This window comes from Fibrobacter sp. UBA3718, assembly GCF_002371935.1.
Taxonomy (GTDB): Bacteria; Fibrobacterota; Fibrobacteria; order Fibrobacterales; family Fibrobacteraceae; genus Fibrobacter.
The window spans coordinates 201,522-213,514 of the sequence record NZ_DFHR01000022.1; the positions used below are offsets into that span (position 1 = coordinate 201,522).

Below are 11,993 nucleotides of genomic sequence, written 5' to 3' on the forward strand. Positions count from 1 at the left end.
CCACCGTTCATCCACAAATTGCTATATTTATGCATATGAGTGAATATTTGCATAAATCCAGCATCGGCCCCGTGGAGCCGAAAGACTTCGTCAAGGACTATGGCGAGGCCGGTTTTGCGCTGGAAAACGGAAAGACGCTCCCCGCGCTCAACATCCGTTACGAGACATACGGCAAGCTGAACGCCGCCGCCGACAACGCGGTTTGGGTCTGCTCGCCCTTGACCGCCGACGCACACGCTGCCGGCTGGTACACCGAAAGCGACAAGAAGCCCGGCTGGTGGGATGAACTCATCGGCCCCGGCAAGGCAATCGACACGGACCGCTTCTTCGTGGTCTGCAGCAACATCCTGGGCGGCTGCAAGGGCACTACGGGCCCCGCAAGCGTGAACCCGCGTACGGGCAAGCCCTACGGGAGCACCTTCCCCACCATTACGATAGGTGACATGGTGCACGCCCAGAAAGAACTCGCCGACGGCCTTGGCATCAAGGAATTCTACTGCGTCATGGGCGGCTCGATGGGCGGCTTCCAGGCGATGAAGTGGGCCATCTACTACCCCGAGCAGGTGAAACGCATCGTGATTATCGCGAGTTCCCCGCGCTTCTCGAGCCAGGCGCTCGGTTTCGAAGTCGTGGCCCGCGACGTGATTACGCAGGATCCGAACTACAACAACGGCGATTTCTACGGTGAAGGTGTCGCAAAACCCGACGTGGGCCTCGCGAATGCCCGCAAACTTGCGCACATCACCTACCTCAGCGCCATCGGCATGGAGCAGAAGTTCAAGCGCGCGCAGGCACAGGAAAACAAAAGCCACGCCGTCACGTATTCCACGCCGTTCGACCTGAACCTACCTATCGAAAGCTACCTGCGTTACCAGGGCAAAAAGTTCGTGGACCGCTTTGACGCGAACAGCTACCTGCACATCGCGCACGCGACCGACGCATTCGACCTCGAAACCGAATACGGCAGCATCGAGAACGCCTTCAAGGACATCAAGGCCGAAGTGCTGAACGTGAACCTCTCCACCGACTGGCTGTTCCCGCCGCACGAGAGCCGCCGCATCACGAGCGCACTCCTGAACGTGGGCAAGAAGGTGACAAGCCTCGAACTCGACACGCAGTTCGGGCACGACGGATTCCTTATCGAAGTGGGCGAACTCGGCAAGGCCGTAGGCCGCTTCCTCGATTCAAAGATTATCCCGCAGCAAGGCACGCAGGCCGTTCCCGTTTTCCACGAAGAGAGCGACTTCAAGCTGCTCGGCAAGCTCGTGAAGGAAGACAGCCACGTGCTCGACCTCGGTTGCGGCAGTGGCGACCTGCTCGACTTCCTCATCCAGAAGAAGAACGTCACGGGATTCGGCATCGAGAAGAACATCACGGGTATCCTCGACTGCCTCGAGAAGGACGTGCAGGTCATCCAGCGCGACCTCGACGACAAGGGAATCTCGGACCTGAAGAACGGAAGCTTCGACTACGCGATTATCAACCGCACCATCCAGGAAATCCGCGACCCCGTGGCACTCCTGAACGAACTGTTGCGCGTCGCAAAAAAGGCCATCGTCACGTTCCCGAATTTCGGGCACTGGACCACCCGCGGAAGCCTCATGCTCCACGGACGCATGCCCAAGTCCAAGGAACTGCCGTACGAATGGTACGACACGCCGAACATCCGCCTTTTGACGGTAAAGGACTTCTACACGCTCTGCAAGAAGGAAGGGTTCAAGATAGAGAACATCAACTTCCAGAGCGACCATACGCTGAGTAAGGTCCTTTCCGCATTCGGACTCAAGAACTTTGGCGCAGAACACGTGATTGCCACTATTTCGAAGGTTTAGACATGTCCATCATTTCCATGACCGGATTCGGAAAGAGCGAATCCACATTGAACGGAACCACCTGCGTTATCGAAGTGCGCAGCGTGAACAGCCGTTTCCTCGAAATTTCAAGCAAGATTCCTAAAAACTTCGCCTACCTCGAAAACGACCTGAAGGCGATCGTGAAAGACAAGCTCGCACGCGGTTCGGTGAATCTTTCCATCACGCTCGGCGAAGGCGCCGTCGGGAACATTCCCGTGTGCTACAACGACGCGGCTGTTGCGAAGTTCGTCGAGATTACGAAGGCCCTGCAGGCAAAGCACGGCATCGCAGGCGAAATTACGCTCGACCACATTCTCGCCATTCCCGAAGTATTGCAGTTTACCGACGCGGGAGCCGATAACGAAGCCTGGGAAAAGCACCTGAAGAAAGAACTTTCGAAGGCGCTGGACGGCGTTATCGCCATGCGCGAAAAGGAAGGCGCGAATCTCGCGGCCGACCTCACAAAGCGCGTTGCCCACCTGGAAGACGTGCTTACGAAAATCGAGGTGCTGGACCCGCAGCGCATCGACACATGGAAGGTCAAGTTCAAGGAACGCATCGACAGCCTGATGAAGGATAGCGAAATCGACGACGTGCGCCTGTTGCAGGAAGCCTGCATCATGGCCGACAAGCTCGACATCCATGAAGAAATCACGCGGTTCCACAGCCACAACAAGCTGTTCCTGGACGCGCTCAAGAAAGGCGGCGCGCAGGGCAAGAACCTCGGGTTTATCCTTCAGGAAATGGGCCGCGAGGCAAATACCCTCGGGACAAAATGCCAGAGCGCAGAGATTGCTGCTCTTGCCATCGAACTCAAGAACGAAATCGAGTGCATTAGGGAGCAGAGCTTAAACATCGCATAAGGCTCGGTCATAGAAGATGCCCGCCTTTTCGTCCACAGAGTGGATAACTCAACTAAGGCAATAAATTGCCAAGTTTCGTATAGCGGGCATGACATTACGCAGGCGCACTTTATTAGCGCACTTTATTTTTTGGAAGTCTTCTTCTTGTCCTTCAGCTGGACGCGGCGGCTACCCGCACGCAGGCGTTCCCACGGGCAGAAAGCCATCGTTCCGAACGTAAATCCGAAAAACCAGATTGCAAAAGCGACCCAGAGAATCACAGCACCGGCTATTTCCTTGCCCGAGGCATTCCCCATGTCGACCGTGACGGCCGCAAGCGAGAGCAGGCTAGAAACACAAACCGGCAGGAACATTTTCTTGCCAGCCTTCACGAGGGCTCCCGCCTGAGGCGATCCTTCAGAAAGTTCCTTGCCAGCAACAAGCGCAAATGCCACGACGTTTGCAAACCCGACCACGCTCAGAACCGCCCAGACAAGCCACGCATTGCCGGGAATCAGCGGCAACCACGCCACAAAGCCGGTCATCAAGGCCCACGAAAGCGCAAACGGGAAAAGCGCGCAGGCGACACTCCACTTCGCAAACAGCAAAAGCAGAAGCGCAACTCCGGCAAAAGCACCGTAGAAAGGCAACTGCATTCCCTCGGCCCCATCAAGGAAGCCTAGCGATGCAATCAGCGCAACCGCGGCCACCACGGAACCGAGACCGCCACGGATTCCGCCAAAGACAAAAGAAAGGACAAACATCGCAATAGCGGCGACACACAGGTACTGCGCCGAATTCCAGAAAGCGCCAACACCATCCAGATTCGCAAGCCACATGCCCATGCCTTCGGATGCAGCAATCGGAAGCGTATTGACCGCCTGCCAATCCTTCGCCAATAAGGTGACCGTCAAAACAACCATCAGAACCACGAAAATCAACCTGAAGCGAAGCATCAGTTCCAAAAATTTCTGCACCTTGCCCGGTTTCTCTCTCAAATCCATATTTACCTCGAAATCAAAAGTTTCTGTTTCTTAGTCCACGTCTTTTTCTTGAAGCTGTTCGTCGCGGCGACCTCGCTTCGCACAACATAATGATACAGGCCGTTGGCCAGAAGCCGCCCGTGGTTATCCTTGCCGTCCCAGTGCGTCACGCCCGAAACGGCATCCTTCAGCACTTTTACCAGACGGCCATGCTGGTTATAGATAAAGATATCCACCGTAGATTCGCGATCCACTGCAAGATTCTTGAAGTAGAACGTAGTCCCCTTCTTCCCTACCGGATTGGGAACGTTGAACACGTCGGCAAGGCCCGCCTTCATGTCGTCGGAGATTTCCAGGTTCACCGTCTTTTTCGCGATATTTCCCAGCACATCCTGCGCCTGGACTGTAAACACGTATTTCCCAGCAGGGTACGAAGCCGATGCGAACTCCTTGCGGAGAACCGCGCGTCTCGAATTCTGTTCCATGAACGGGTACGGATGGTAGGGCGCCTCGACGCCCCTCAATTCAAACATGATTCCTTCATCGGCCTGCTCACGGAAATCAAGCCCAGTCGAATCCTCGACCACCACCTGGAGGCACGCCGGGGACTGCATTTTTACCGTCTCACCATCGGCATAGGACGCCTCGGAACCCTTTCTGAAGCAGGACTGGACATGAATCGTCGGAGGGACAGCGTCGTGAATGGAATCGGCATATGCCGAAAAGCCAAACACACCGATTCCCCCAATTCTGAGCCTTCCTATCGGGGCCTCGTTTTTCGAGTAGGCCCAGGCGCTGAACTCTACAGCCGTATCGCCAAACGCAATCTTCCGGGGCAAAACAAATTCCGTTTCGAAGCGGCCTCCCGCCACGGGAATCTGTTCTGAATAAATCAGGGAGCCCTCGTACAAGACATCCAGCGTGTCATTTTCCGAGTCGTAGCCCTTGTAAAGGCGCTTGTTCCTGGAACCTTCGCGCAACGACAAGGATATGTTTCCATCCGACATTCCACGGACAGATCCACTGAGGCGCATTTTGTCCAGCGCCTTGAGCGTATCTATCTTCTGGTCAAGCGACACCTTGAAATCCGTCTTGAGCATCTGAATCACCGGTTCGCCAAAAAGGATGTAATGTTCGTTGTTATAACGTTGCGAAGTATACTGAAGCGGATCCTCTTTTTCCCAGCGCACCTTCTTTGCCTTGACAAAGGCGTCACCGATGGTAATTCCAGGGTTCGCAAGCAAATTCAGAACAAAGTTTTTACCCAACAGTTCGTTGTAGACACCATAAGTCTCGCGGGCCGCCCCCACCGAAGCAATCGACCCCGCCCCGGGAGCAATCAGGAATTCTTCGGACAGCGAGCGCTTGCCTCCTTCGTCAAAACGTCCCACCGCGCAGGAGAACGAATTGAGAATCGTGTAGCGTCCCTTGTTGTTGACTCTCGAAAGGTAGCTCGGCTTAAGAAGGCCTTCACCTGCCCAGTCCGTCTTGGATCCATGCCCGAAATAGGTTGTGAGGAGCGCACCCTGATTCAGGATGTTAATGAAATCCTGAGAAGCCTGCCGCTTCTGCCCAGCCGCATCCACATCGTAATCCAGCAGGTAGACCTTTTTCTGGCTCCAGCGGAATCCAATTTCATCAGTCAGCGCATTGATCAGCCTGGACACACTTTCCTGCTTGTTCGTATGGTCCATATGATCATCGAATACGCCATTCTTCGCATCATCGGCCGTGAGAAGTAGCGTGTTGCGCCATTCCGAATGGTCAAAGACGCCCACTTTTTCGTATTCCTTCGCCTTTTCAATATAGGCGGAAAGTTCGACGGTCGACATCACCGGCATGCGTCCGACAGAAAGGTCCAGGTCGTAAGAACCGAAACGCACCATTTCGCCAGAATCAAGAGCCGCAAAGAAATCCTCCGTCACGGCGTCTTCCATCTCGAAAGGCGGGATAAAGTTCTTGCCGAGCTTGCCCGTAAATCCACGGTAATCGTAATGACCGTACCCGAGAAGCAGCACGTATTTCAGGTCCTCACACACGGAATAGGCGTAGGCGATATAGTTGCGAATCGCCACAGGCGAAAGCGAACCGCCCGTATATTGCCGATAAACGTCATCGACATTGACGACCGTCGTCGCAAAAGACGTTCCCGCCTCGCCTCCCGAACGGAACTCACCCAACGACACGGCGCCATCCAGAAATTCCGGGGCCGATATGATGAGGTACTCCGTCTTGGAGTTTATTTTCGAGATATCCTTCAAAACGCCATCAGGCACGTCGGCAGCGATTTCTACCGAAAGCGCCGTCCGATAGACGCCCTTGCGGTAAGCCAGGTAGCGGACATCCTCACCCGGGGCGATGCTGTCACGGGCGTATCCCGATTCCACCGACAAAAGCCCGACGGGCCTTAAATCGACGAACTTCATGATTTCCACGTCCGATTTTGCCGGAATGCGAATCACGCCAGTCGCGTTTCCCGGGAGCATCCACTCCGCAGAATCGACAGAAGGTTCCCAGTGGTAGGCGACCGAAAAGCCGTCAAAACGGTCAAACTGCAAATCGTTCGGGAGCATCGTTATCGAGAATTCGTTTCCGCCTTCCTTGAGCGCATCCGTCGTGAACCGGAAATTTCCGCCAGGCAGCAGTTCAGCATCCGCGCGATGCAGGGTCGCACCATTTACATGGAAATCGAACCTGATTCCGTTCATGCGTTCCGCGTAGGGGTTCATCGAAAACGTCGAGCCACCCCTCTGGTCGTTGAGCTGTTCCACCGAAGTTGTCGCTGCGGAACGGTACGGGAAATACGAGACATCGACAACGGCCGATTTCCCGGCCACAAGCCCCGGCAGGTTCCTCACCTGCGGAAGCGTAAGCTCGGAAGAAGCCACCGCCGTCGTGTCAAAGCGGCAATGCCAGTACCAGAACCATTCCTTGCCCGTCGTAGATTCCCAATCCAGGCCCTTGCCGTGGAAGGCATCCCTCAAAAAGGCATCTTTCTCCGAGCGCACGAAGCGCATCCAGGGAACATCCTTTCCCTGCGTCTTGATGGCAGGCAGCCTCTCATCGAGCCGAAGCCCCTTGCCCGTCTCGCTCCACCCCAGCTGGAAATACTGGAAGTAGGAATAGGGAGATGAGGAGAAGTAGTAGGTGGAATCGTACTTTTTCCAGAAGGACGTGCCGTAGCCGGCGAAAACGATTGAATCCCCCTCGCCAAATGTCCCGTCGGGGGATGCGCCGTTCCTGGAATGGTCGCGAACCTCGATCGGAATTTCGAAAAGGCCGTTCGGGAGTATGGACTGCGCGCCAGGCACCGTGGCCTCGAGCGTATCGGGAGACGCTCCGTAGAGTCTCAACTTCTCTACGGGAATTCCGTCGAGGTCCGATTGCCGCAAGAACGGGACAAGCGCGTTGCGGATGGTCTTGAATTCTACCGCATAAAGCCCGTCCTCGCTAAGAGTCGCATGGTTCCTGTCCCCAACGACTAGGCGCGCCAGGAAATGGACTCCGGAGATATCGGCCGCGCCGGATTTTTTCAGCGCCCCTCGAAGGTTCCTAGTCCGGACACCGAACTTCGAGGCTCCTTCGGGGTTGTCCACGCGGGAGACGGCACGCTTGCCGGGATTGATTCCCGAACCCGCCATCGAAAAATCGACCGTAAGCCTGTAGCGTTTGCGGAGCCTGAGCGAGGAACCCGACTTCTCGTAGAGCGGGACGACCACTTCCATAATCCAGAGGCCATCCTTGAGCGCTGGCGCCGAAGCCTTCACTCCAGAAAACTTCGGTTGCACGCCGCTACAGTAGTCGCCACCGAGCGGAACCGTCGACAGCACCGAAAGCGACACCCGAGGCTTTGAACCGGCCGGGACTGCAACCCGGTAAATGCGGAAGGGCATTCCGGATTCGGCATCGTATTCCGAATTCTCGGGAACAAACGTTCGACCGGGGATTTCAGCCCCTTCTTCATCCGTACAACCGTAAACCGAAGCGTCGACAACCGCGTCATCCAGGACAAACCGCGAACGGGAATCCTCCACGACCGTGGAAGCGAGCGCCGAGACGCCGAGCAGCAGGCATGCCAATATGTGGATTCTGAACTTCACCATCTAAAAATATAAAATCGCAACCCCGTAAACTACGGATTCGTGATAACCATTTCGTAAAAACCGTTGCCGTCCGTCTTGAACTCCACCCACTGCCCATCGACAGCCTTCGTCTTGAAAATGGTAAACTGGGCGGGCTTCACGCCCTTCGAGAGGATTGCCTCGAGCTCGGAGTCCGAAATCATCGCGCGGGAATTGAACGAGGCCATGTACCAATGCCACGGCTGCCAGTTGAAAAGCGCTCGCGTCGACTGGACGAAGGCCCGCAGCATCAGAGAATACTCGTAGGCAAAGAAATCGCGGTAATTGCGTATTTCCGAGCGCTTTTCCACGACCGTCTTGGTCGCGAAGTCGGAATCGAAGCGGAGCGGCGTGGCATCCCGGTTCTCGTAGGTAAAGCGGATGGACTTGTCGTTTGCCACGACCTTCAGGGTCGGGCGGTCCAGGTGGACGAATTCCGAGGGGGAAACTGCCCTGTAGTCACGGAACACCACATCGGGGCTGAGCACCCGGTTCATCTTCAGCGGTACGGGTTTTGCATCCAGCGAAGCAAGTTCGTAAAAGACTATGACTTCGCCCGTGCCCTTGGGCAAAAGCACCGACAGCAGCGGACGCTCGCGTTCCGAAATCACCCAGACCATCTTCGGCTTGTTGTTCGACTTGAGCAACGGGTCCAGCACCTTCATTACGGACGGGTCGCGGACGCCGTTTACATCCCATTCCATCCAGGTTCCGGTTCCGCCTACCGAATCGAGGACAGCAAACAGGCGCTCCCCGCTAAATTCGCCCTTGGAATCAACGGCGCCCAGAAGCTTGGAAGCCGGAGCGGCAAAAGCCTCCGTCACAAGGGCTAGCACCAGCGAACAAAGAAAAAAGAGACGCATCCGCAGCAACTTTTCCTAGAAGCCAATCGGTTCGAGAAGGCTCTCGTCCAGACGCGAATACGTCATGTGATATTCCTTCTCGATCCAGTAGAGGGCGAGTTTCTTTGCCGTCCAATTCTTCTTGACGGCAATGGATTCTATGCCCTTGGTAATGAGCGGAAGGGTTTCGGGCAGGTCCAGTTTCCACGCGAGGTCGTCCCATTCGAAAATCATGACGGGCACCTCGGGACTTTTCGCAAGCCCGACACTTCCGCGGTCGTTCTTCACCTTCATGGGGCCGAGGTTCAAGTTCGTGAAGCGTTCCAGCATTCCGCTCTTGCTGAGCATCATAAAGAGCATGCGGTCCTCGTCCGTCTCCCACAGGTGCTCACGTTCGTAGAGGCGGTAGAGGATGATGGTGTAGGCCTCGTAGAACTGGCAGGTATCAAGCGCCTCGGAATCATAGACCTTTGCATGGTTTTCGAGCGTATCGAGCCAGTATTCCGAAGAATCCGTCAGGTAGGCATACAGCGTATCGGCAGGAGCTCCGTTGCGCACGGCATCGAGGAACCCGCGGAACATGCTTTCGAGCATCGCCTGCTTGTTGTCGAGCCCCTGCTGGTACTGCGCATCTTTTTCCTGGGCTGCCGGAGAATCCGTTTTTGCGGTAGCGCCGCCATTCGCCCCCTCAGAAGTTCCCGCACAGGCCACAAACGACAGCGCCAAGGCCGCCACGAGGACCACCACTATTTTATTTTTCATGATATGCATCGCGATACCTACCTCAGAATGACTTTGGACCAGCTCCTGGCAGCCTGCACCCAGAAAGGTTTCCAGGGATCCGGCCCCGGCGGCCAGCACAGGAACAAAACCAACACGGGAGTCCTGCTGAACCTCCGCGAATACAATTTAGAAATCAAATCCTGCGAAGCGAGGTCGGCAAAGGAAAACAGGACCCATGCGCTGCACCGCATGCAAATGGCCATCGCGCTGAACGTCCGCGAGACGCCCCCGGCTGTCGAAATTCCCTTCCCCGGCAGCAACGGCCACATCCAGCCTTCTAACGCGCTATTTCCGCTCTTTATCGCCCACGTGTTCGACATCATGGCGCAAAAGAACGGGGACACCAAGGAAGCGGCCGCAGCCTTCAAGCTCACCCCGAGCGCGCTCGTGAAGATTCTCAGGCAAGACAAGGCCTGTGCCGAAAAGCTCCAGAACCAGCGTGTCGCGGGCGGAAAATCCAGGCTAAAACTCTAGTTGATAAAAAAAAACGGCAAAAAAGGAACATTTTCCCGTTTCAACCGTTTTTATGTGTAGGGACAACACCAAAACCAAGGAGGTTACATGCTCCCTACACAAAAGATCAAGAAAACCGCATGCGCTGTGGCGCTCGGACTCTGCGCCCTTTCCGCCTGGAACTGCGGCGAAAACGAAACCAAGGACAACGCCCTGACCGTCTCTAGCGAGACCGCCAGGATTGCACTCCGTCTCGAGCACAGCGACACCCCACTCCTCGACAGCCTCGTCCTCGACTGCGAAGGCGCCGACACCCTGCACTTGGTGCAGGACGGTAGCGAAGCCGAATTCAGGCTCGACCTCTTCCCGCACGAACGCTGGAAATTCTCCGCGAAGCTCTATGCAAACGGCGAACTCATGCAGATCGGCGAAATCGAAGCCAAGCTCGAAGCGGGCGAAAACACAAATCTCGCCATCCCCATGCATGCTGTCGCAGGTTTCGTCTACGTCGAAATTCCTCTCGGATTCGGGAATCCCGCAGGTATCGCCTCGGGAACGCTCACGCTCAGCTCCGGAGCCGATGTTTTCGAATATCCCATGGCCGTCGAGGGCTCGACCGCCATCTTCAAGAGCGGGGTTCTCCCCCTCGGAAGGGATTACGGGATCCGCATCGAGCTTTCCAATTCCGACGGGATTGCCATCTTCAGCCTTTCCGACACGTTCAGGCTAGACGAATCGAGCCCAGTGCCCGAGCTGAAGATAAACTCGCTCCGTGCAAGGATCGCCCTCGCCATCGAAATCGCGGCGGACGTGAACCTCGGGATTTCGCTCCCGCTCCCGGCTTCGCGGAGGGTGGCAGGAACGGGTGACCTGGTCATCAGCGAGTTCCTGGTAAACCCCGTCAAGTCCGACTCCACGCAGTTCGATTTCATCGAAATCTACAACGGGAGCAACGACACCATCGATGTCGAAAACTGCTTCATCGGCAAGAGCACGAATTCCAAGGAATCAGCCGCCATCGAGCCGCTTTCCATTCTGCCTCGCGAAGCCCTCGTGCTCGGAAACGACACTAACCCCAACACACCCGAGGAATACCGTCACACGGAACTCATGCCCACGTTCACCAAGAGCAACTCATCCACCGCGGCAGCCATCGTGCTGCACTGCGACGGCGAGATTATCGACTCCGTCTACTACGGCAAACTCGACAGCCTCCACCTTTCGGCTGTACCGCTGAACGGTTCGACCTCGACCACCAAGAGTTCGCAGTTCGACCTTTCCGGCTGGGACGACCGCGAGAACCCGGAAAACTGGTGTCTCGGGACGCCGACCCCGGGCGTTGCAAGCTTCTGCGAGTAATGAGACAAGGGCGGGCAACCCCTCCCTAAGACCCTCCCGAGGGAAAAAAAACTTCGGCAAACTGCGTTTGCCTCGCGCATACGCTTTGCGTATGCGTAAAAAACAGGTCGGCATCCTTGCCGGCCTGTTTTTTAATTCCGCAATAAAATTTGAATCTAGGCGTGCAGCTGCGCCACGGGCTTTTCCATGTCGAACAGGCGGCGCAGGAGTTCGGTCTTGGCCGGGTCGCGTTCGTCGGGGAGTGTGAGCGGCGCCATGTTGATGGCGACGAGGATAGAACCCGGGTAGTTGTTGACGCACTTGATGAATTCGCTCGCCGATACACCCTCGGTGTAGAAATCCACGACAAAGGTATCCCAGTCGTCGTTTTCGATCTGCTCCATGGCTTCGGCTTCGGTCTTCACCGCCTTGAAGGTGGCCCCGACCATGAGGTCCGAAAGCACTTCGAGGCAGGCGTTTCGCCTTGCATCGTCCTCTTCCCAGATGAGAATGCGGCGTTCGCTGTAGTCACGGACAACCGCGGAATCTTCGGGAAGTTCCTCGGGGAAGAACTCCTTCGCTTCCTCGCTCATTTCGTCGTCATTTTCAAATTCGTCTAATTCTTTTGCCATAGTAGCCCAAATATAGTAAACCTGCCCCTCAAACGTTGCCATTTCTATCTTTAATTTCTAAATTTGGGCGCAAAAATTAAAACACAGGCAGATTCTATGGACCAGTCAAAAATCAGAAACGTCGCCATTATCGCCCACGTTGACCA

General features: G+C 55.8%; 9 protein-coding genes. 4 read left to right on the top strand and 5 right to left on the bottom strand.

What is annotated here, in order from left to right:
- The first annotated feature begins 35 nt into the window (after positions 1-35).
- Positions 36-1,832 (top strand): homoserine O-acetyltransferase MetX, encoded by a 1,797-nt coding sequence (gene metX, locus B4A77_RS09105; RefSeq protein WP_290740081.1) that lies wholly within the window; start codon positions 36-38, stop codon positions 1,830-1,832.
- Positions 1,833-1,834: 2 nt separating this feature from the next.
- Positions 1,835-2,716, top strand: a complete 882-nt coding sequence (locus B4A77_RS09110; protein WP_290740084.1) for a YicC/YloC family endoribonuclease — start codon at positions 1,835-1,837, stop codon at positions 2,714-2,716.
- 122 nt (positions 2,717-2,838) lie between these two features.
- Here B4A77_RS09110 and B4A77_RS09115 read toward each other — a convergent pair whose 3' ends face one another.
- Genes B4A77_RS09115 through B4A77_RS09130 form a run of 4 tightly spaced genes read right to left on the bottom strand, consistent with a single transcriptional unit; the run spans position 2,839 to position 9,403 of the window.
- Positions 2,839-3,699 carry a hypothetical protein gene (locus tag B4A77_RS09115; protein WP_173381900.1) on the bottom strand — a complete coding sequence of 287 codons (861 nt, stop codon included), beginning with the start codon at positions 3,697-3,699 and terminating at the stop codon, positions 2,839-2,841.
- A 2-nt stretch (positions 3,700-3,701) separates the two neighbouring features.
- A complete protein-coding gene (locus tag B4A77_RS09120; RefSeq protein WP_290740087.1) occupies positions 3,702-7,781 on the bottom strand; it encodes a C25 family cysteine peptidase in 4,080 nt (1,359 codons plus the stop codon).
- 29 nt (positions 7,782-7,810) lie between these two features.
- Positions 7,811-8,662, bottom strand: a complete 852-nt coding sequence (locus tag B4A77_RS09125) for a hypothetical protein (protein ID WP_173366082.1) — start codon at positions 8,660-8,662, stop codon at positions 7,811-7,813.
- 15 nt (positions 8,663-8,677) lie between these two features.
- Positions 8,678-9,403 carry a hypothetical protein gene (locus B4A77_RS09130; RefSeq protein WP_290724004.1) on the bottom strand — a complete coding sequence of 242 codons (726 nt, stop codon included), beginning with the start codon at positions 9,401-9,403 and terminating at the stop codon, positions 8,678-8,680.
- 3 nt (positions 9,404-9,406) lie between these two features.
- Between B4A77_RS09130 and B4A77_RS09135 the strand changes: the two genes are divergently transcribed.
- Positions 9,407-9,898, top strand: a complete 492-nt coding sequence (locus B4A77_RS09135; RefSeq protein ID WP_173366080.1) for a peptide chain release factor-like protein — start codon at positions 9,407-9,409, stop codon at positions 9,896-9,898.
- An 87-nt stretch (positions 9,899-9,985) separates the two neighbouring features.
- Positions 9,986-11,236 (top strand): lamin tail domain-containing protein, encoded by a 1,251-nt coding sequence (locus B4A77_RS09140; RefSeq protein WP_290740090.1) that lies wholly within the window; start codon positions 9,986-9,988, stop codon positions 11,234-11,236.
- A gap of 155 nt (positions 11,237-11,391) precedes the next feature.
- On the opposite strand, the gene B4A77_RS09145 is transcribed toward B4A77_RS09140, so the two are convergent.
- A complete protein-coding gene (locus B4A77_RS09145) occupies positions 11,392-11,847 on the bottom strand; it encodes a hypothetical protein (RefSeq protein WP_173366078.1) in 456 nt (151 codons plus the stop codon).
- Positions 11,848-11,993: the final 146 nt, after the last annotated feature.